Source organism: Novibacillus thermophilus (assembly GCF_002005165.1).
GTDB classification, from domain to species: Bacteria; Bacillota; Bacilli; order Thermoactinomycetales; family Novibacillaceae; genus Novibacillus; species Novibacillus thermophilus.
The window spans coordinates 3,568,390-3,587,708 of sequence record NZ_CP019699.1; the positions used below are offsets into that span (position 1 = coordinate 3,568,390).

The following is a 19,319-nucleotide window of genomic DNA, read 5'->3' on the forward strand; positions in this document are numbered from 1 at the left end:
CACATGTCAAGGAGAGAGACGTCCATGACGCTGAACGATTGGTTTAAGAAAGGTATGACCATTGAGCAGTATATCGACAGTATGGCGGTCAACAAAGAGGAAATGTTGCAAATATACGACAACTTCCAGTTGTCACCGGACGACCGGGCGTTCTTTGAAACCTTGAAGGAAAAAAACTGGCGCGTCATCGTGCTGACGGCCGACTGGTGTGGCGACGCCATGCTGTGCGTACCTGTCTTCATGCGCATTAGCGAGGCCGCATCCATCGAGATGAGCTTGCTCATCCGCGACGACAACCTCGAACTGATGGACCAGTACTTGACAAACGGCAAATCCCGTTCGATTCCGATCTTCATCTTCATCGACCAGGACGGCAACGAGCAGGCGGTTTGGGGACCGCGGGCACCGGAAGTGCAGCAACTCATTGACGACATGCGAAACAGTCTGCCAGATAAGGAAGACCCGAGTTTCGAAGCGAAACAAAAAGAAATGTACCGGAACTTCAAACAGCGCCTGTTGTCCGACCGCTCTTTGTGGAAGGCCGTGAGCCACAGTTTCCGGGAGCGGCTGTCATAAGCGAAGAGCATTCGACACGCACGGTCGGCAACCACTTGCGCCACTCAGAGTCGTTAGCTCACCCCCCTGTGAAAGTCCAAACGCCGATCGCCGATACTTTAAACAAATGGACACAACAAGGGGGAAAGTGTCAGTGAACTGTATGCGAGAACTAACTTGCGCCGTTTTCCGACTCAGCGAGGATGATTACGCCCTCAACATTGAGCATATAACTGAAATCACGAAACCCGGCGCGTTTAACGTGTTGCCGGAAATGCCGCCGTACATGCTCGGTCTCTTCCGCTTTCGCCACCGCGTCGTACCGTTGATCGACCTGAAAGCGAGACTGGGGTTAGCCGAGAGAGCACGCCCGTCTCGCGAAACAGGAGAACGGATCATTGTCGTCAACGATGACGGTCGCTGGATTGGTTTTAAAGTAGACGCCGTACATGATATTGCAGACGTACCCGTGACACAGGCAGTCGAACTTAAAAAAGGTTTCCGCGACTTAAACGAAGTGATAGACGGTGTGTATACAGTGGACGATCGTTACGTCGTACTGTTGAAGTTTCAAGCTGTCGTGGACCCCGACCAATCGATCGACTTGTCGAACTGGAAAGAAGCTGTGGGGGTATAAGGTGTTTACCAACATCAGGTGTCGACCTGGAAGAGGACGGATGACGATGAGGCCGTCCTCCCGGTTATGTTTTTGAAACCGTTTCCGGTAAAATTTAAAACTGTAGGACGGCGTCTTCATTTGATCAAATACCGGAGATAACCCTTCTGGAGGTGTGCTCACTTGCGCATTCTCATCGTGGGAGCAGGGGCCATCGGCGGATATTTCGGCGGCCGCCTCGCTCAAAACGGAGCAGACGTCACTTTTCTCGTCCGGCCGACAAGGCAGCGGCAGTTACGGGAAACAGGCTTAACCATCCGCAGCCGTCACGGCGATTTTAACGGCCCGGTTCATGCAATCTGCAGCGGCGAAAGCGCCAAACCTTTCGATCTCCTCATTCTGGCCGTTAAGGCGTACCACCTAAAGCAAGCGATGGAAGACGTGCGACCGTACGTCGGAGATTCGACAGCCATCCTTCCGCTCTTGAACGGTTATACGCATTTCGAACAGTTGACGAAAGCCTTCGGAGCGGACAAAGTGCTGGGCGGGCTCTGTTTTATCGAGGCGACCTTGGACCGACAGGGTGAAATCGTGCAAACGAGTGAACGCCACGACCTCGTCTTCGGCGAGTGGGACGGCTCGAGAACCGGGAGAGCCGAGACCATTTTGTCACACCTGCAACGTGCTCACTTTAACGTGACGTTAAGTGAGAACGTCCAGACGGACATCTGGCACAAATACATTTTTATCACGGGCATGAGTAGCATCACGACGTTAATGCAAGCGCCGATCGGGCCCATCCTCACCAATGCGCACGGCAACGCGACGTACGAAAAACTCATACGTGAACTCGTCTCAATCGCCCGCCACATCGGGGCACCTGTCGCCGAAGACGCAGCCCGAAAAACCCTTACAACGACGGAAGCCTGCCATTACGACATGAAATCGTCCATGCAGCGCGATATGGAGAAACATCTCCCCGTTGAAGCCGATCACCTTCAGGGCGCGTGGCTGTCCTTGGCTGTCGAAAACGGAGCTGATCTTGCTGAATTCCCTGTACTAACGGCCGTGTACGCCAACTTAAAAATTTACGAAGCGATGTTGGACGATTCATGTTAATTCAATACAAAGGCGGTTTGGGGTGCGGTTCCCTCGGGATCGTATCATGAACGGAGACAGGTGCTGGCATCAGAAACGGTTTTGGCCCGTAGGCAGGCGATTTGGCGACATACGGGTATTTGCTGTCTGCCCGGCTGTTCCACCCTTGAAATAAATACTGAATCACCACAGTCAATTCACCGTGAGCTTTTTTGCGTACACCGGATCGGGGCGTTCAGGTCGGGCTTGAAAAACATGTGCTCCCATCACACTCATCAACATCCTATGTCGCGGGTGAGAATAAGCGCTCGCGCGAATCCCCGCTTTCCAGTTGGTTCGGCAGCGGAATCACCGTCAGTCTTCCGAATGAACGCCCCACTGGAACTCCTATCTACACACTTTCGCCTCGGTCTTCCTTGGAAAGAGCAGAATGGGCTGATCGCTCCTGCAAGGCGTCTTGTTCCACTATCCGACCGAGGCAGGAACGCCATTTGGAATCACGTTGCACCGATTTTCACCCGATTCTCAGTACAATTTTCCCGATGTTTGCATTCGATTCCATGTAACGGTGTGCTTCTCTCACGTCCTGCCAGTCGAAGACGCGGTCGATCACGGGTTGCAAGCGCCCGTCTGCAAAACGCGGCAAGGCAAATTCGCTGAACTCTCGGGTTAATTTAATTTTGTCTTCCACGCTGCGCGACCTCAAGGCTGTCCCGACGATGCTGAGACGCCGCATCAAAATGTCCGTCAAGTTCACGTCGCGCACTTTCGCACCGCCCAACGTGCCGATGATGATTAACCGGCCATCGACAGCAAGACTGTCGACATTGTCTTTAAAATACGGTGCTCCGACGAAATCGAGGATGAGGTCGACGCCTTTCCCCTCTGTCAGCTCTTTCACCCACGGAGCGAACGAGCCGTCCTTGTAGTTCCACCCGGCTGTAGCGCCTAGTTCACGGCAGCGTTCCAGTTTTTCCTTCGATCCGGCCGTCACCATCGCTTCTGCCCCGAGCTCCCGAATCAGCTGGATCGCTGCCGTCCCGACACCACTCGCGCCGGCGTGTACCAGGACGCGATCCCCTATTTTAAGATCTCCAAACCAAAACAAGTTGGAATACGCCGTCAAGAACACTTCCGGGATGGCGGCTCCTTGTTCAAAAGAAAAGTGGTCGGGCAAACGCATCGCCATGCCTGCCGGAATGGCAACGTATTCGGCATAGCCACCGCCGGGGAGCAAGGCGCACACGCGGTCACCCGGTTTCCACGCCGTGACTGCAGAACCCACATCCACGACTTCCCCCGCCATCTCCAAACCGAGAATGTCGGAGGCCCCCTTTGGCGGCGGATACGCCCCTCTGCGCTGCAACAAATCGGCGCGGTTCAACGCCGTCGCCCTGACCCGGACGAGCAAGTCCCCCTCACCCAACTCGGGGTCTGGATGTTCTCCGATATGTAAGACGTCTGTTCCGCCGAACCCTTGCATCAGTACAGCCTTCACATTCTCCACCCTCTCCATCACATGTATCACGTTTTATTTTACCAAAATGCACAATATCCCCACAGTGGAAACACAAACGGTCCCGTGCGACGGGACCATCGTGAAAAGTTGGGCTATTGAGTGATGGACCAGATGAGGGCGATCAACCCGGATACGACGACTAAAATAGTGATGACCGTGGCCCAGATGGCTTGCTTCCCGTTGCCTCTTATTCTCATTCGTTTGTTTACACCCCTGTCCATTTTTCAGTTAGTATGCCCATTTATCTCATGTCCATATTTGATAGATCTTCATCGCCACCAGTCAAAAATTGTTATAATTAAGAGACAATCAAATTCTTGGTTTTCTCTCATCTTTAGGCTATGATGTCACAGTAGAAACTTACATGCGAGGGGGAAGAAGATGCCACTCTACAAAGCCTTGACGATTGCCGGTTCCGACAGCAGCGGCGGCGCAGGTATCCAGGCCGATTTAACGACGTTCCAGGAACGCGGCGTTTACGGCATGTCCGCCGTCACGACCATCGTCGCCATGGACCCGTACCACAACTGGTTTCACAACGTGTTTCCTGTAGACGTCGAAACAGTGAGGAAGCAGCTCGACACGAGTGTCGTCGGCGTCGGTATCGATGCCGTCAAAACAGGGATGCTCGGTTCACCGGCCATCATCGAACTGGCCGCCCAAGTGATCGAAAAACACCGACTGAAGAATGTCGTCATCGATCCGGTCATGGTCTGTAAAGGGACCGATGAAACTGAGGAATTGCAGCCGGAAAACACGAAGAGCTTGCGGGAAGTGCTCGTCCCGAAGGCTACGGTTGTCACCCCTAACTTGTTTGAAGCAGCGCGATTGAGCCAAATGCCCCCCATCCAGTCCGTAGACGACATGAAGGAAGCTGCCGCCAAAATTCACGAACTCGGGGCACAGTACGTGCTCGTCAAAGGTGGAAGCAAGCTGGATGCCGTCGACATTCTGTACGACGGGAACAAGTATGAAGTGCTCGAGTCGGAAAAAATCGAGACGACTTACACGCACGGAGCTGGCTGCACGTATTCCGCGGCGATCACAGCGGAGTTGGCCAAAGGGCGTTCCGTCATGGAGGCGGTCAAAACGGCCAAGGCCTTCATCACGTCTGCCATCAAACATTCGTTCAGGCTGAACGAGTACGTCGGGGCCGTGAACCGCTCAGCATACCGCGAACACGGGGAAGGATAAAAGAACGTCAAAAGACACCGCCGTTTGTTGACGGTGTCTTACTTACAATACAGCGTGCTCTTCCTCTCTTATATCGGTCATGAACATGTGACCAGGGGCGTGGGTAATCATGAGGTCCGGCTTGCTTGCCATGGCAACTGCCTGTGGTGTAACCCCACATGCCCAAAACACCGGGACTTCGCCTTCGTATACCGTGACCGGATCTCCGAAATCAGGCTGGGTCAAATCGCGAATGCCAATCTCCTCTGGATGGCCGATGTGTACCGGCGCCCCGTGAACAGACGGAAATCTCGACGTGATCTGAACGGCGCGGATTACATCTCGGGATTTCATCGGCCTCATGCTGACCACCATCGGTCCCTTGAACACCCCTGCCGGATGACAGGGAATATGGGTTCGGTACATGGAAACGTTGCAGCCCTCGTCAATGTGCCGAATCGGGATTCCGCTTTGGAGCAAAGCTTTTTCAAACGTAAAACTGCAGCCGAGGAGAAAGGAAACGAAATCGTCTGACCAGTAGCCCGATATGTCGGTCACTTCATCTTCCAAAACGCCTTTGCGGTAAATGCGGTATTTCGGAAGATCTGTTCGCAAGTCAGCTTCCGGAGCCGTTTGCCGCGGAACAGGGGACCCCGTATCTGTCACTTCTAACAACGGGCACGGCTTCGGGTTGCGCACGCAAAACAGCAAAAAGTCATAAGCGTATCGTTTCGGCAAAATCACCAGGTTCGCCTGGGTGTAGCCTGGTGCTAACCCAGTGGTCGGTCGGCACCATTCCCCCTGGCGAACAGCCTTGCGAACGGTTTCAACGTCTTGATTCACATCGATCCCTCCAGAGTTCAATTCAGACTAGAGGGCTCCCCGCTTAAAGGAGGCGCCCTTTTTAAAAAGTACTACTTTACAGCACGCGTCGCGGCCTTCACTAACTCGACTGTCTGATCAACCGTCACAGTGCGGTGATGTTGGAACGCCGGGTCAATGTACACAGTACGGTCCTCAGGATAAAACTCTAGCGCCGCGATGTGCAGATGGCCCCCTGGAACGTCGAAGGCACCGAGTCCAAGGCGGACACGGTTGGAACGGTATTGACTTTCGTTCGAGAGGTAGTTTCCGCCACCGCCGGATTGTGCCCTGGAGCCTGGTGTCGGTCCGTTTTCATGACAGCCGACCTCGTCAAAGGTAGGTGGCAACCATTCACACACTTGGTCATTGCGAAACACAGGCCAAGGCCCAGTCTGATCCTCCACCATCGCTTCGACGGGAAGTGCCGTCTCAATGAATTCAGGAAGAGGATCTGGCATAAGCCAGTGGGAGACGGTCGGGATGACACTGGAGCGGGATTCCATTTCATTGTCGACACCGGTATGCCACCTCCCGGCGTAACCTTCAATCGCCATTTGGCGAGCGCCTCCCTGACTAATCGTCATCATTAAGTTAATCCGTTGCGTTGTACGCTTCTTTAAGTACGGCCCAAACGTATCTTCCACTATCCCTTGCTCAAAGTCTCGCCAGCGAACAGGGAAGTTCACAGCTTGAATGAAAGCCGGCCCCTTGTCTGTGTTAACCTTTAACCCGTCTAACTGGAGGGCGGAAGCCCCAGACGGGTTGCTTCGCCGAAAATCTCCTTCTAGTCTATAGGGGTCAAAACCGCTGACGAGGACCCGTTTAACTCCCTTCCCTTTGGGGAAGTCGATAGAGGAGATACCCCGAGAGGTGTACTCTAAACGCTTTAACAAATCTTGCCGCTCCGTCCCCTTTAACTGAAAATCGGGGGCCCACTATCGTAGGGCTTTGGTCATGTGCAGCCGTGCCCAATAAAGGGGACGGTCGTCGTAACGGTCCAGCTTTCCTAAATCCGGACGCTTTCCTTGAGCGCGGTGGACCGCTGTCTTCCACAACTGTGTCCCGTGCCTCTCTACGATTTTTTGTGCGTGTTTCACGTTTTGTGCAGCACACAGATCGCGTTCGAACTTTTCGACGAATTGATCAAAGCGGCTATCTTTTAAAATTCGCTGCGGGATGGGCGCACCGTCTGTCATTCGCTGTTCCTCTTGGGTAACGGGAAGACTGGGATCAAAACAGACGGCCTCACTTTTGGCAAGGGTGATGGACGGCAAAGGGGCGAGTGATGACAAAACTAGTAAACTCGCAGTCACGACAATCGCAAGGCGATGCACACCACGGGTTCGACTACCCATCGTTTGACCTCTCCTTTAAACTTTTTCTCTATATCCTGAATTGCACCAAGCTTTCGATTTCCGCGACTGTTTCCCACATCCTTTCGCCATGCTTTTGAATAGACTTGATGCAAGGGATACCTTTATAGAAATCCGTTCTTTTCTAAAAATTTTGTATTAAAGTTCCCACTCACAAAATCCTCATGACGTAACACTTTTTCATGAAAAGGGAGTGTCGTCTCGACCCCCTCAACGACAAATTCACTTAGCGCGCGCTTCATTCTCGATATGGCCTCTTCTCGTGTCGGCCCCCAGGCAATAAGCTTTGCAATCAATGAGTCATAGTGGGGCGAAATGACACATCCCGGATAAGCTGCGCTGTCCACGCGGATACCGGGACCTCCCGGAGGCAAATAAAGGTTCAATTTTCCGGGAGAGGGCACAAAATTTCTGTCAACGGCTTCGGCATTGATCCGGCACTCCATCGCCCAGCCGTTCATCGAGATGTCACTCTGGGTGAAACTAAGTGTCTTTCCGGATGCCACCGAAATCTGTTCCTTCACGAGATCAATACCGGTAATACACTCCGTCACGGGGTGTTCCACCTGTATGCGGGTGTTCATCTCCATGAAGTAAACGCGTCCAGCGCCATCGTAAATGAATTCGACCGTTCCCGCTCCGACATAACGGACTGCTTTTGCCGCCCGGACGGCCAGCTCTCCTATTTCCCTTCTCTTTTCTTCTGTCACGGCTGACGAAGGGGCTTCCTCGATCAATTTTTGCAGCCGCCGTTGAATGGTGCAGTCCCGTTCGCCGAGGTGGACCACATTGCCGTACTGGTCCGCCATAATCTGTACTTCTACGTGACGAAAATCCTCAACGTACTTCTCCAGGTAAACCCCGGGATTGCCGAATGACGCAGCGGCTTCCTGCCGCGTAATGCGGAAACCGTTTTCCAGCTCAGCTTTATTGCGGGCAAGCCGTATTCCCTTTCCTCCCCCGCCCGCAGCGGCTTTAATTAAGACAGGAAAGCCGATGTTCTCCGCCACTTCCGCCGCTTCGTTCCAGTCCCGAACGAGGCCATCTGAACCCGGTACGACAGGAATCCCCGCATCCGCCATCGTCTTACGGGCGACGTCCTTCGCTCCCATCTTGTTCATAGCGTCTGCATCCGGCCCGATAAACGCAACATTGCAATCGGCGCACAGCTCAGCAAAGTCTGCGTTCTCCGCTAAAAAACCGTAACCCGGATGAACCGCGTCACACCCTGTCAACGTCGCTATACTCACGATGTTGATAACATTTAAATAGCTGCCCATGGGAGACGCCGGCCCGATACAATAGGCCTCGTCGGCGAGTTGAACGTGAAGGGACTCCCTGTCTGCCTCGGAAAAAACGGCAACCGTACGGATCCCCATTTCCCGACAGGTGCGAATAATTCTGACGGCAATTTCCCCGCGATTGGCGACTAACACTTTGCGAAACATCGTCTCTTCCCTTCTACACGGGCTTTACTAAAAATAACGGCTGTCCGTATTCGACGAGTTGCCCGTTCTCTGCCAAAATGTCCACAATCTCTCCGTTCACTTCCGCTTCAATTTCATTCATTAACTTCATCGCCTCCACAATACACACAACCGTCGATTGCTGGACGACATCGCCTTTTTGGACGTACGGTTCTGCGTCTGGAGCAGGTGCTCGGTAAAAGGTCCCCACCATGGGACTGACGATTTCATGGACATCCTCGTCAAGTTTTTCCTCTTTCGGAGGTTCACTTATGGCGGAGGACGCTTCACCGGACACCTCCTGAGATGTAACCCCTTCCTCCGTCACGTCATCTCCTGGCGCGGGCGGCTGAGGGGAGTTAGCGCTTTTTTCTTTTCTTTTTCTAATCGATAGTTTCTGCCCCGAACTCTCGTAATCAAAATGGGTAATGCTCGTTTTATCGATGCTTCCAATGAGCTCTTGAATATCTTTCAAGCTCAACACTTATCTCATGCCTCCTAACTAACGTTCATACACGCCTGCCGCAATGCTGAGCTGACGCAATAGCGTTTCCCGCTCGATCCATAACCGATGGGCTTCTTCGACGCTAACCGCCTCGAACGTAAGTTTTGAACCGGGAGGCAGCTGCGCCACATAAGGCAAATCAACGGAAGTGACCGTCGCCACCCTCGAATAGCCGCCCGTCGTCTGGCGATCAGCCATGAGCACAATCGGTTCCCCGTTGGCCGGAACTTGAACGGTGCCAGGCATAATGGCGTCGGAAATTATGTCGGCACCTGACGTGTGCTTGAGCTTTGGGCCCGACAAGCGATAGCCCATGCGATCTGATTGGGTCGTCACTCGGTACGCTTCGGACAAAAACGTTTCGATACTTTCGAGATCGAACAATTCATGATCAGGCCCGAGTACGACCCTTATGCTTTTAGAAGGGCGGTAGTCCGGTACGTTGGAAGGCGGTATCCCCCTCCTTCCGACTTGCTTCACTCTGTCCGCCATGTCTTCAGCCTTAAGCACATCCCCTTTTTTGACATACCGTCCTTTTACGCCCCCCAACCTCGCTTTGGCGTACGTCGACTTACTGCCCATCACATCCGGGACACGGATGCCCCCCGACACGGTCAAGTAGGCGTACACCCCGCTCCTGGGCTGTCCGAACGTTAATGTCTGACCCTTTTTCACCTGGACGGACTTCCATACCGGAATTGGGACCCCATCTACAGTGGGAGAGAGATCAGCACCGCAAACGGCGATCGTCGTATCGCGAAGGATTCCCAGTTCCGGCCCCATTAACGTGATTTCCAATCCAGCGGCGCCGCGGCGATTCCCGACGAGGAGATTCCCCACTTGCAGTGCGTAAGCGTCCATTGCGCCGGAGACGACCACACCGTACTGTTGGTATCCCGTGCGGCCGAGGTCTTGAACAGAGGTCGCCAAACCCGGTTTGATCACTTCCAGTACGCCGCGTCCCATTTTACGTTCCAACCCGCTTGATAAAAATGCCGTGATCCGTCAGTGCTTGTCGCAGCTTTTTCACGAATTGTAAAGCTTGCGGTCCATCGCCGTGAACGCACACGGTATCTGCTTTAATCTCAACGTCCGAACCGTCCACCGCTTCCACCTTCCCTTCTTTGACCATGCGGACCACCTGTTGGACAGCCTGCTCTGCATCGTGAATCATAGCATTTGGCTCAGTGCGGGAAGTTAACGACCCATCAGGTTGATAGGTCCGGTCGGCGAACACTTCCTGCGCTACCGTCAACCCGACCTTTTCCCCTGCTTTGACGAGCTCGCCACCTGCCAAGCCAAACAAAATCAGCCGGGGGTTGATCGCATAAACGGCTTCAGCGATCGCCTGCGCGAGGGTTTTATCTTTTGCCGCCATGTTAAAAAGGGCCCCGTGCGGTTTGACGTGACTAAGTTCCGCCTGGTACAGATGGGCAAACGCCTGTAAAGCCCCCACTTGGTATACAACCATGTTGTACACATCTTGGGGGTCTACCTGCATCGGACGGCGCCCAAACCCGATTAAGTCCTGTAACCCCGGGTGGGCTCCCAGCCCCACATTCAGTTCGACTGCCTTCTGAACCGTCCGCCTCATGACATTGTGATCGCCGGCGTGATACCCGCAGGCAATGTTGGCAGACGTAATGTGGCGGAGAATGAGCTCGTCCTGTCCGATCGTGTACGCGCCAAAACCTTCGCCCAAATCGCTGTTTAGATCAACCTGCACAACCATCTTCCTCCTCCCGATACGGTTCGACGTGGGGGTGAAACGTTCCATTGCGGACCGTTTCCAGAATGTCTTTGTACTCTTCCTCCGATACAGGGTGAAACCTGACGTAGTTTCCGGCCTTCAGCAATATCGGCGGGTCCCGATCCGGGTCATACAATTTCAACGGGGTCCGGCCGATGATCTGCCACCCACCCGGTGTCTCCATCGAGTAAATCCCCGTCTGTTCACCGGCAATCCCGACAGACCCCGGCGCGATTTTAGGTCTCGGAACAGTTAACCGCGGCGTGGCAATTTTCTTGGACATCCCGCCCAAATAAGGGAAGCCGGGCGTAAACCCCATCATATAGATTAAATAATTCGTTCCGGAGTGGATCTTCACCACTTCTTCTTCTGTTAATCCGTTATGGTCGGCCACTTGTGCCAAATCTGGCCCTTTGTCCCCGCCGTAGCACGTCGGAATGTGCACGACGTCCGCCTTTGGCAAGTTGATGCGCGTCATCTTCTCCTTGAGATCCAAGACAAATTGCTCAAGCTCTGCGTAAGAGATCACGTAGGGATCGTAAACGATCGATAACGCTGTGTAAGTGGGGATCCACTCCAGTATACCGTGAAGTTTTTCCTGCTCGAGTAAAACTGCAAAGCTGCGAATCCGTTGGTTCGTTTTCGGCGAAATGGTCTCTCCAAACTGTATTCGCAGCCCACTGTCACCAAATGCGCTCACTTTGAACAACGCCAATCCCACCATACATCGTTAAAATAACTGAGGTATCGAACTTATGAGCGTGTCGACGCCGAGATAAGCGGTTAACGCGACGACTACAGCGCCGAACACCGTCAACCACACCGGATGCCGGTAGCCTCCTACGATTTTTTTATTGTGGGCCGCAAGCAGCACAGACCCCAAAGTTAAGGGCAAAATCAATCCGTTTACAGCCCCCGCTAAAATTAAGAGGGTGACCGGCTGTCCAACTAAAACAAAGACGACTGTGGAGAAAACGATGAACCCGATGATCCAATACTTGTAGTGCTGGTCGATCTTTCTGTGGAAAGACCGCAAGAAGGAGACGGACGTATAAGCGGCGCCGATCACGGACGTAATGCCGGCAGCCCACAGCACTAAACCAAAAATTTTGTAACCGACAACACCAGCAGCGTGTTGAAAAGCAGACGCAGGCGGATTGTCCGGATCGAGGCTAAATCCCGATGACACGACACCCAAGACGGCCAAAAACAGGATGATGCGCATGATCGACGCCACGATAATCCCGGATACGGACGAGCGCGTCACTTCTCTGACGTTCTCTTTTCCGGACACGCCGGCCTCCAGCAAGCGGTGTCCGCCGGAGAACGTAATGTAGCCGCCAACCGTCCCTCCCACAATGGTGACGATAGCGAAAAAGTCCAGCTCCAAAGGCGCTACGGTCCGTAAAGCCGCTTCGCCTACCGGCGGGCTGCTCGTGAACATGACGTAAAAGCAGCCAGCAGAGAACCGGCGATAATTAAACAAAAATTCAAAGCGTCTGTCCGTGCGACGGAAAACAGGCCGCCATACGTCGTATAGAGTAAAAACAAATACACGAGAAAAATGGCAACGGTGTACGGAATGTCCAACAAGAACGAGATGACGATACCAAACCCGCGAATTTGAATCACAATGTACAAAATGTACGTGATCACCAGAATGAGGCCGGTAAACATCTGCAGCTTGGCGCTGCCGTACCTCTTGTAAAAAAAATGGGGGATGGTCACGACATTGTACGACCGCAACCTCTTGGCCAACATAATAATGAACAAGGAACCCAAAAACCAGCAAACGACACTGTACAAAATAGCAGAATAGCCGTACTCGTAAATGAGACCAGGGAGACCCAACATGGAGGCTGCGCTGAACCACGTAGCGCCAAACGTCGACACACTTAAAAACAACCCGAGGGAACCGCTGACCGTATAGTAATCTCGCAACGTTTTTGAACGGTCAATGCCGTACTTTCCCAGCCACAGAATGAGCACGGTGTAGATTAAAAAGAAGACCATGTACAGCAGTGGATTAAACATCTTTCTGCTGCTTCTCCTGAGATTCGTACTTCTTTATCAGCCATTCGGCCAAAAGGAACGGCGAGAGGACAGCCAATGCGAAGGGAATCCCGGTAAACATCCACGTCATCCACGGCAGTTGCATTTTCACCTTGTTCCTCCCTACTATGAGTCTCCAGTGTTTTTGACGGCTCCAAGTGTCTCCCCCTATCTCTACCGCATCGGGTAAGCCCCTTCCCAAACGACTCTGCGGTAATGGGCTTCGTCGGTATCCCCTTCCGTGTTAATCAAAATAACGGACGAACTTCGGTTTAACCCGAGTTTTTCTTTCACCTGTTCAAAACGGCGGTCCCTCGCCAGGCAGTACAGCAAACCGGCTGAAACCGCCCCGGACTCTCCGGATACGATGCGCTGGTCACTCTTCAGCGGATGACCTAAAATGCGCATCCCCCATGCCGCTCCCCTGTCATCACACGAACTAAACCAAAGCGGTGCGCTTCATCTTTGACAAACACGCGTTGACATCCAAGGTATTGAGCTAAATGGGACAAAGAAATGAGCGGCGTCTTCACGTAATCTGGGTGTGTGCTCTGAAAACGGTGAATCTCCGCAACCGTACCCAGTGAGAAATCCGCCGTTACGTCATGGATTCCTTCACTTTTTTTATCTGATTGAACTGCCACTTTATCAACGTCTGACCCCTCTGAGGCAAGGGACGCACCTCCCTGTTTGACCGACTCACCGTAAAACTGCACGACAGCATGGGCCATCTTGACCACTTCACGGGCTAAACAGCTCGGTTCCACGACTTTCATGTTGTCTCCAAACCCTAATACGAACGCCTTCGCCTCTTCTTCCGTGTCGAAGCAAAGGGTGACAGGTATCCAACCGCTGTCCAAAGGATGGCCGACTGCACGAATTTTCGCGAACCAACCGGCGTATGGCAATTTTGGAAGAACGGAGGGCGCTGCTTCCACCTGTATTTCGTATTCCGGCAAATGATCTATAAACGCCTGAGTAGAAGACTCCCAGTACTGGGCCAGATCAAAGTCCGTCGGACGGACAAACCTCTCATTCGTCGACGCCGCCGACAGGATGCGCGACGCTCTGTACGTCCGCACTGTCTCATCGATTGATGCGACTAAATACCAAACACTCCCTTTCGCCACCAGTCCGAGGGGGTCCACTGTACGCTCCACCGTGTCACCGTCTGAACGCCGGTAGAGGATGTGCAATCTCTCTTCTTCCCAAATCGCCTGCTGCAGTGTTTCAAAGGCGGCAACCGTCTCCTCCGGCTTTCTCCACGCACGGGTGTCGACGTGTATGCGCTGCCAGACTTCTTTTGCACCGTGACGGTACGTGTCAGGGATGGCAGCGAGCAATTTGTTCCTGGCATCTTCTGCCGATCGCGTCAAACCTAAATCGTCCAGCAAGTGGGCGGGAGGCGACACGAACAACGCTTGAATCTCTTTCTCCTTGAACCCAGTCAAATTCGTCCGGTATTTTTCCATCAAGCGCCACCCTCCCCCACGCCACGGTCGGCCACAACGGGAATGCCAGCTCGACTGAGGGCCTCCATATCCCGATACACGGTTCTCTCCGACACTTCCAGCCGTTCCGCCAGCTGCTTGGCTGTCATTCTCCCGTGAGATTGCAGTAACAACAAGATGGATATCAATCGGTCCGCTCTCATCCCAATCTCCTTTAGGGTTAGCTAAATTTATTCAAAAATATGACATAAGGTGTCAAGAATACGTGCCTATACTTCAAATTATACACCACATGAAAGGAAGGATGGCCCATGCAGTCGTTGAAAGGAAAAATTGCCCTCGTCACAGGGGCGAGTCGGGGAGCGGGGCGGGGAATCGCCCTGGAATTAGGGATGGCCGGTGCCACTGTCTATGTGACAGGGAGAAGTGTGAAAGGGGACAGCACGCACAACTGGCCGGGGACCATTGACGACACGGCTTCCGACATTGAAGCGTCCGGCGGTAAGAGCGTAGCCGTTCGCTGCGACCATACGAACGACGACGAGGTGAAGGCGTTAATCGAGCGCATCCGGCGAGAACAGTCCCGGCTGGACATTCTCGTCAACAATGTGTGGGGAGGAAACGAGCTGCCAATCGAGGAGAAGCCGTTCTGGGAATTGCCGTTAACACACTGGGATCATATGTTTACCGCTGGTGTGCGCGCCCAACTGGTGACCAATTACTACGCCGTGCCGTTCATGCGGGACACAGGAAGCGGATTAATCATCCATACGACCTCTTGGGACGACGACGCGTACATCGGCCACTTCTACTACGACCTGGCCAAACACGCCCTTACCCGCATGGCGTACGGCTTATCAATAGACTTAAAAAAGGACGGCATTGCTGTACTGGCTGTTTCTCCGGGATGGATGCGGACGGAGCTCGTCTTGAAAGCGTTTGGAACGGACGAAGCGCACTGGCAGGACGTCGAGGCCTTAGCCCAGACCGAATCTCCCCGCTACGTCGGACGTGCCGTCTGCGCCCTCGCCTCTGATCCAGAAGTGCTGAAAAAAACAGGGCAAGTCCTGCGGACAGGGGACCTGGCCAAAGAATACGACTTCACCGACATTGATGGACGACAGGTTCCCCCTTTCCGAGTGTCGTAAAGCTTTTTGTTAAACGACGGGCAAGTACCGGTTCTTCTCTATTCACAGATCCGGTATTTGCCAATCAATTTCTGGACTTCCGATCTCGCGCAAGAACTGATTCGCCTTGGAAAACGGCCGACTGCCAAAGAACCCTCTGTCAGCCGAAAACGGACTCGGGTGTGGAGACTCGATGATGTAGTGACGAGAGGAAATGAGCTGTTTTTTTGCCTGGGCGTTTCTCCCCCACAGGATGAAGACGACTGGCCTCTCCCTCTCGTTCAGCGTGCGAATGACCTGGTCGGTAAACGTCTCCCACCCGATGCCTTTATGTGAATTCGGCATTCCCTTTCTGACCGTCAACACCGTGTTCAACAGCAGGACTCCTTGTTCTGCCCATTTCACGAGACAGCCGTGATTCGGAATCGTACACCCTACATCGTCCCGCAATTCTTTAAAAATATTTTGCAACGAGGGAGGCGCCTTCACGCCCGGTTGCACGGAAAAGCTTAACCCGTGGGCTTGTCCAGGGCCGTGATAAGGGTCCTGACCTAAAATGACGACTTTCGTCTCCTCAAACGGCGTATAGTGCAACGCATTGTAAATGTCGTACATGTTCGGGTACACGATGCGCGTTTTGTATTCTTTTATTAAAAATTGGCGCAATTTGATGTAATACGGCTTTTTAAATTCCTCTTCCAACAGCGGTGCCCAATCGTTTTTCAAAATGGCCATCGGTCATGCGACACATCCTTGTCTAACTTGCTCTACCATTTGTTTTCGACACGAAAAAACGAGAACCCTCCTCCAACCGGGAGTTTTAACCTTCTTAATTTTTTATTCCGTACAACTCCCGATTCCGCTCTTTAAACGCGCTGTGGTGAGAAGACACCATCTCCACCGGACTGGCGTCAGGCTGGATAAACTGTTTGGCTTTGTTGACTGCGTTCGCCGCATCCTGGAAAGCGCCGGCGATCAAATTGACCTTTCCGTCGTACTGTAAGATGTCCCCGGCGGCGTAGAGCCCGTCGACAGACGTCTCACTGCTCGCACTGCCGGCGATGTAACGGTTGTCCACCATTCTAATCGGCAGTGTACTCTTCTCCAGCAAAGACGTATCACACTCATACCCGTGGTGCACGATGACGTCATCAATGCGCAACTCGAACACGTCTCCTGTCTTGAGGTTCGTCAATTGGACACGTTCTATGACACTGTCGTCATCACCTGCCACAAGCTTCGTCAGCTTTGAATGAAAGATGCATTCCACCGAACTGTTTAACAGTTCCGTCACCTGTGCCTCATGGGCAGACAACGAACCGTTTCTGCACACTACATAAACTTTCTCAGCCACGGGCTCAAGTTCAATCGCCCAATCGACCGCCGAGTTCCCTCCGCCTGAAATGAGCACCGTTTTATTTTGAAACCGCCGGATTGACGGAACAGCATAGTGCAAATTCAAACCTTCAAACCGGTCCGCACCTTCTAACGGCAGTTTTTTCGGATTGATGATCCCGCTGCCTACTGCGACAATGACGGTTTTCGTGTAATGTTTTTGCCCGGAAGCCGTCTCTAAGACGAATATCCCTTCCCCGTCGCGTGTCACAACCTCCACTTTTTCGTTCAACACGACGGTCGGGTTAAACGTCAAGCCTTGTGCCACTAGGTGTTGAATGAGCTCGCCGCCCGAAATCGGTACGTGCCCCCCAACGTCCCAGATCATTTTCTCCGGGTAGACGTGAAGCTTTCCACCTAATCGTGGCTGACATTCGATCAATTTCGTTTTCATTTCCCGGAGTCCGCTGTAAAAAGCGGCGTAAAGTCCGGCCGGCCCGCCTCCGACGATAGTCACGTCAAACAACTCGTTCTGCACGTCTGTCCACTCCCTAAAGCAGCCCAGTTGATTATCGTTCTCAGTTAAGTGTACGCTAATTTTTTTCTTTTTACAATCAAAATGTCTTGACAAGACCCCCCCGTTCCCTTTAAAGTAAAGGTTGCCTTAGTGTTGATAATCATTATCATTTATGGTTGCGAGGGAATCACGATGGGCCGACTGTACACGGAAAAAGTCAACATTGGCTACGGAGAGCGGTTGATTGTAAAGCAGCTCACAGTCAACATTCCCGATCAAAAAATCACCGCCATCATCGGTCCGAACGGCTGCGGAAAATCGACGCTGCTCAAAGCGATGACGCGCATTATTTCGCACCGGTCGGGTGCGGTCGTGTTAGACGGTAAGGACATCGCCACGGAACGCACAAAGAAACTGGCCCAAAAAATGGCGATTCTCCCCCAAAATCCTGAGAGCGCCAGGGGGTTAACGGTAGCAGAACTCGTGTCCTACGGCCGGTTTCCTTACCAAAGAGGGTTCGGGCGCTTAAGTCAAAAGGACCGTGAGGCCATTAACTGGGCCCTGGACGTGACGGGGACGAAAGACTATCGATACCGACCGGTCGATGCCCTCTCCGGCGGCCAGCGCCAGCGCGTTTGGATTGCCATGGCCCTCGCCCAACAAACGGAGATCATCTTTCTCGACGAACCGACGACTTATTTAGACATCGCCCACCAGCTGGAAGTGCTGGAGCTGTTAAAGAGGTTGAACAAAGAGCAACAGCGCACGATCGTCATGGTGCTCCACGACATTAACCAGGCATCCCGGTACTCCGATTACATGATCGCGTTAAAAGATGGAGAAGTTGCCAAGGCCGGAACGTGTGAAGAAGTGATCACCCGCGACGTGCTGAAAACAGTCTTTCACATTGACGCCGACATCCAACTCGATCCTCACACGAACAAGCCGATGTGCCTGTCGTATCACTTAATAAAGGGAGAATGATCGACGTGAGAAAACGGTCGCTTTTCTTCTCACTGTGTGTCCTGCTGCTTCTCGGCGCCTGCAATAGCGGCCCGCAAGCAGCAGATGAAAGTGATTCTGCCAACGGCGGCAATCAGAAAGATACGATCACGTACGAATCGGAAAACGGGCCCGTGGAAGTGCCGGCAGACCCACAACGGGTGGTCGTCCTGTCGTCGTTCGCCGGCAATGTCATGGCCTTAGATGTCAATCTCGTCGGAATCGACGCGTGGACCAAAATGAACCCGCGTTTCCAAGACGCGTTACAAGGTGTGGAGGAAGTGTCCGATGAAAGTCTGGAAAAAATCATTGAACTGGAACCGGACTTGATCATCGGGTTATCGAACATTAAAAACGTCGACAAATTAAAGCAAATTGCGCCTACCGTTACGTTTACATACGGAAAAGTCGACTACTTAACCCAGCATATTGAAATCGGAAAACTGTTAAACAAAGAAGAAGAAGCCCGGGCCTGGGTGGAAGACTTTAAAGCACGAGCCCAACAGGTCGGTCAACAAATTAGAGACAAAATCGGGGAAGACACGACCGTGTCGGTCATTGAGGACTTTGACAAGCAACTGTACGTATTCGGCGACAACTGGGGCCGCGGCACCGAAATTTTGTACCAGGAAATGAAATTAAAAATGCCTGAGAAAGTGAAGGAGATGGCGTTAAAGGACGGTTACTACGCCTTATCGTTAGAAGTCCTTCCCGAGTTCGCCGGGGACTACCTCGTTTTTAGCAAATACGACGACCGGGACACGTCCTACGAAGAAACGGAGACGTATCAGAACATTCCCGCCGTCAAAAACGGACGCGTTTTGGAAGTGGATGCCAAAGCTTTCTACTTTAACGATCCGCTAACGTTGGAATACCAACTGGAAGTATTTGAAGAATACTTTCTGAACCGATAACG

General features: G+C 52.8%; 23 protein-coding genes and 2 pseudogenes. 7 read left to right on the forward strand and 18 right to left on the reverse strand.

The genetic code is table 11. The features are described from left to right. Nucleotides 1–24 precede the first annotated feature (24 nt). The 3 genes from B0W44_RS17355 (at nt 25) to B0W44_RS17365 (ending at nt 2,290) form a co-directional block, all read left to right on the forward strand. Nucleotides 25–576 carry a thioredoxin family protein gene (locus tag B0W44_RS17355; protein WP_077721123.1) on the forward strand — a complete coding sequence of 184 codons (552 nt, stop codon included), beginning with the start codon at nt 25–27 and terminating at the stop codon, nt 574–576. Nucleotides 577–718: 142 nt separating this feature from the next. Next, nucleotides 719–1,192, forward strand: coding sequence for a chemotaxis protein CheW (locus tag B0W44_RS17360; protein ID WP_228441702.1), 474 nt, complete (start codon nt 719–721; stop codon nt 1,190–1,192). Between the two features lie 162 nt (nt 1,193–1,354). Beyond that, entirely contained in the window at nt 1,355–2,290 is a 936-nt protein-coding gene (locus tag B0W44_RS17365) for a ketopantoate reductase family protein (RefSeq protein ID WP_077721125.1), read from the forward strand. Nucleotides 2,291–2,405: 115 nt separating this feature from the next. On the opposite strand, the pseudogene B0W44_RS18725 reads toward B0W44_RS17365, so the two are convergent. Then, nucleotides 2,406–2,536 (reverse strand): annotated as a pseudogene (locus tag B0W44_RS18725) (manganese catalase family protein); the annotation flags it as partial. A 247-nt stretch (nt 2,537–2,783) separates the two neighbouring features. Further along, nucleotides 2,784–3,767: an NAD(P)H-quinone oxidoreductase gene (locus B0W44_RS17370; RefSeq protein WP_077721126.1), complete on the reverse strand. Its 984-nt coding sequence runs from the start codon at nt 3,765–3,767 to the stop codon at nt 2,784–2,786. A 402-nt stretch (nt 3,768–4,169) separates the two neighbouring features. Between B0W44_RS17370 and pdxK the strand changes: the two genes are divergently transcribed. Continuing rightward, entirely contained in the window at nt 4,170–4,982 is an 813-nt protein-coding gene (pdxK, locus tag B0W44_RS17375; RefSeq protein WP_077721127.1) for a pyridoxine/pyridoxal/pyridoxamine kinase, read from the forward strand. 42 nt (nt 4,983–5,024) lie between these two features. On the opposite strand, the gene B0W44_RS17380 is transcribed toward pdxK, so the two are convergent. The 14 genes and pseudogenes from B0W44_RS17380 to B0W44_RS19145 all read right to left on the reverse strand — a co-directional run bounded on the left by B0W44_RS17380 (nt 5,025) and on the right by B0W44_RS19145 (nt 14,625). Further along, on the reverse strand, nt 5,025–5,810 hold the full coding sequence (locus B0W44_RS17380) for a putative hydro-lyase (RefSeq protein WP_228441703.1): 786 nt from the start codon (nt 5,808–5,810) through the stop codon (nt 5,025–5,027). 65 nt (nt 5,811–5,875) lie between these two features. Continuing rightward, on the reverse strand, nt 5,876–6,718 hold the full coding sequence (locus B0W44_RS17385; RefSeq protein ID WP_077721129.1) for a hypothetical protein: 843 nt from the start codon (nt 6,716–6,718) through the stop codon (nt 5,876–5,878). Between the two features lie 42 nt (nt 6,719–6,760). Further along, nucleotides 6,761–7,180: a hypothetical protein gene (locus B0W44_RS17390; RefSeq protein WP_077721130.1), complete on the reverse strand. Its 420-nt coding sequence runs from the start codon at nt 7,178–7,180 to the stop codon at nt 6,761–6,763. A 122-nt stretch (nt 7,181–7,302) separates the two neighbouring features. Continuing rightward, nucleotides 7,303–8,646: an acetyl-CoA carboxylase biotin carboxylase subunit gene (accC, locus tag B0W44_RS17395; protein WP_077721131.1), complete on the reverse strand. Its 1,344-nt coding sequence runs from the start codon at nt 8,644–8,646 to the stop codon at nt 7,303–7,305. A 13-nt stretch (nt 8,647–8,659) separates the two neighbouring features. Further along, a complete protein-coding gene (gene accB, locus B0W44_RS17400; protein ID WP_179947357.1) occupies nt 8,660–9,148 on the reverse strand; it encodes an acetyl-CoA carboxylase biotin carboxyl carrier protein in 489 nt (162 codons plus the stop codon). An 18-nt stretch (nt 9,149–9,166) separates the two neighbouring features. Beyond that, nucleotides 9,167–10,135, reverse strand: a complete 969-nt coding sequence (locus tag B0W44_RS17405; protein WP_077721132.1) for a 5-oxoprolinase subunit C family protein — start codon at nt 10,133–10,135, stop codon at nt 9,167–9,169. Between the two features lies 1 nt (nt 10,136). After that, nucleotides 10,137–10,901, reverse strand: coding sequence for a LamB/YcsF family protein (locus B0W44_RS17410; protein WP_077721133.1), 765 nt, complete (start codon nt 10,899–10,901; stop codon nt 10,137–10,139). Continuing rightward, entirely contained in the window at nt 10,885–11,619 is a 735-nt protein-coding gene (gene pxpB, locus B0W44_RS17415) for a 5-oxoprolinase subunit PxpB (RefSeq protein ID WP_228441704.1), read from the reverse strand. Before pxpB ends, B0W44_RS17410 begins: the two co-directional genes overlap by 17 nt. A 30-nt stretch (nt 11,620–11,649) precedes the next feature. After that, nucleotides 11,650–12,408, reverse strand: a pseudogene (locus tag B0W44_RS17420) (NRAMP family divalent metal transporter); the annotation flags it as partial. Then, the gene (locus tag B0W44_RS18730) at nt 12,339–12,953 is read right to left on the reverse strand and encodes a sodium:solute symporter family transporter (RefSeq protein WP_335582634.1); all 615 of its coding nucleotides are present in this window, start codon (nt 12,951–12,953) and stop codon (nt 12,339–12,341) included. The gene B0W44_RS18730 and the pseudogene B0W44_RS17420, both read right to left, overlap by 70 nt. Then, nucleotides 12,946–13,083: a hypothetical protein gene (locus B0W44_RS18310; protein ID WP_169835653.1), complete on the reverse strand. Its 138-nt coding sequence runs from the start codon at nt 13,081–13,083 to the stop codon at nt 12,946–12,948. Before B0W44_RS18310 ends, B0W44_RS18730 begins: the two co-directional genes overlap by 8 nt. 62 nt (nt 13,084–13,145) lie before the next feature. Next, nucleotides 13,146–13,379: a hypothetical protein gene (locus B0W44_RS17425; RefSeq protein WP_077721136.1), complete on the reverse strand. Its 234-nt coding sequence runs from the start codon at nt 13,377–13,379 to the stop codon at nt 13,146–13,148. After that, a complete protein-coding gene (locus B0W44_RS17430; protein WP_335582635.1) occupies nt 13,367–14,443 on the reverse strand; it encodes a helix-turn-helix transcriptional regulator in 1,077 nt (358 codons plus the stop codon). The genes B0W44_RS17425 and B0W44_RS17430 overlap by 13 nt, the downstream gene beginning before the upstream one ends. Then, on the reverse strand, nt 14,443–14,625 hold the full coding sequence (locus B0W44_RS19145) for an HTH domain-containing protein (RefSeq protein WP_335582636.1): 183 nt from the start codon (nt 14,623–14,625) through the stop codon (nt 14,443–14,445). The genes B0W44_RS17430 and B0W44_RS19145 overlap by 1 nt, the downstream gene beginning before the upstream one ends. A gap of 108 nt (nt 14,626–14,733) precedes the next feature. Here B0W44_RS19145 and B0W44_RS17435 point away from each other — a divergent pair, with 108 nt between their 5' ends. After that, the gene (locus tag B0W44_RS17435) at nt 14,734–15,570 is read left to right on the forward strand and encodes an SDR family NAD(P)-dependent oxidoreductase (protein ID WP_077721137.1); all 837 of its coding nucleotides are present in this window, start codon (nt 14,734–14,736) and stop codon (nt 15,568–15,570) included. Between the two features lie 42 nt (nt 15,571–15,612). Here the strand turns inward: B0W44_RS17435 and B0W44_RS17440 are convergent, their stop codons facing one another. Beyond that, nucleotides 15,613–16,284, reverse strand: coding sequence for a uracil-DNA glycosylase (locus B0W44_RS17440; protein ID WP_077721138.1), 672 nt, complete (start codon nt 16,282–16,284; stop codon nt 15,613–15,615). Nucleotides 16,285–16,378: 94 nt separating this feature from the next. Further along, complete coding sequence (locus B0W44_RS17445) at nt 16,379–17,422, reverse strand: NAD(P)/FAD-dependent oxidoreductase (protein ID WP_077721139.1); 1,044 nt, start codon at nt 17,420–17,422, stop codon at nt 16,379–16,381. A 171-nt stretch (nt 17,423–17,593) separates the two neighbouring features. Between B0W44_RS17445 and B0W44_RS17450 the strand changes: the two genes are divergently transcribed. After that, entirely contained in the window at nt 17,594–18,385 is a 792-nt protein-coding gene (locus B0W44_RS17450) for an ABC transporter ATP-binding protein (RefSeq protein ID WP_077721490.1), read from the forward strand. Further along, on the forward strand, nt 18,382–19,317 hold the full coding sequence (locus B0W44_RS17455; RefSeq protein ID WP_149027072.1) for an iron-hydroxamate ABC transporter substrate-binding protein: 936 nt from the start codon (nt 18,382–18,384) through the stop codon (nt 19,315–19,317). Before B0W44_RS17450 ends, B0W44_RS17455 begins: the two co-directional genes overlap by 4 nt. The last annotated feature ends 2 nt before the right edge of the window (nt 19,318–19,319 follow it).

What these genes read in the sequence shown, in the direction of transcription:
- B0W44_RS17355 (WP_077721123.1), top strand. Translation starts at nt 25, where the DNA reads ATGACGCTGAACGATTGGTTTAAGAAAGGTATGACCATTGAGCAGTAT.
- B0W44_RS17360 (WP_228441702.1), top strand. Translation starts at nt 719, where the DNA reads ATGCGAGAACTAACTTGCGCCGTTTTCCGACTCAGCGAGGATGATTAC.
- pdxK (WP_077721127.1), top strand. Translation starts at nt 4,170, where the DNA reads ATGCCACTCTACAAAGCCTTGACGATTGCCGGTTCCGACAGCAGCGGC.
- B0W44_RS17390 (WP_077721130.1), bottom strand. Translation starts at nt 7,180, where the DNA reads ATGGGTAGTCGAACCCGTGGTGTGCATCGCCTTGCGATTGTCGTGACT.
- accC (WP_077721131.1), bottom strand. Translation starts at nt 8,646, where the DNA reads ATGTTTCGCAAAGTGTTAGTCGCCAATCGCGGGGAAATTGCCGTCAGA.
- B0W44_RS17405 (WP_077721132.1), bottom strand. Translation starts at nt 10,135, where the DNA reads ATGGGACGCGGCGTACTGGAAGTGATCAAACCGGGTTTGGCGACCTCT.
- B0W44_RS17410 (WP_077721133.1), bottom strand. Translation starts at nt 10,901, where the DNA reads ATGGTTGTGCAGGTTGATCTAAACAGCGATTTGGGCGAAGGTTTTGGC.
- B0W44_RS18730 (WP_335582634.1), bottom strand. Translation starts at nt 12,953, where the DNA reads ATGTTTAATCCACTGCTGTACATGGTCTTCTTTTTAATCTACACCGTG.
- B0W44_RS17425 (WP_077721136.1), bottom strand. Translation starts at nt 13,379, where the DNA reads ATGCGCATTTTAGGTCATCCGCTGAAGAGTGACCAGCGCATCGTATCC.
- B0W44_RS17430 (WP_335582635.1), bottom strand. Translation starts at nt 14,443, where the DNA reads ATGGAAAAATACCGGACGAATTTGACTGGGTTCAAGGAGAAAGAGATT.
- B0W44_RS19145 (WP_335582636.1), bottom strand. Translation starts at nt 14,625, where the DNA reads ATGAGAGCGGACCGATTGATATCCATCTTGTTGTTACTGCAATCTCAC.
- B0W44_RS17435 (WP_077721137.1), top strand. Translation starts at nt 14,734, where the DNA reads ATGCAGTCGTTGAAAGGAAAAATTGCCCTCGTCACAGGGGCGAGTCGG.
- B0W44_RS17440 (WP_077721138.1), bottom strand. Translation starts at nt 16,284, where the DNA reads ATGGCCATTTTGAAAAACGATTGGGCACCGCTGTTGGAAGAGGAATTT.
- B0W44_RS17450 (WP_077721490.1), top strand. Translation starts at nt 17,594, where the DNA reads ATGGGCCGACTGTACACGGAAAAAGTCAACATTGGCTACGGAGAGCGG.
- B0W44_RS17455 (WP_149027072.1), top strand. Translation starts at nt 18,382, where the DNA reads ATGATCGACGTGAGAAAACGGTCGCTTTTCTTCTCACTGTGTGTCCTG.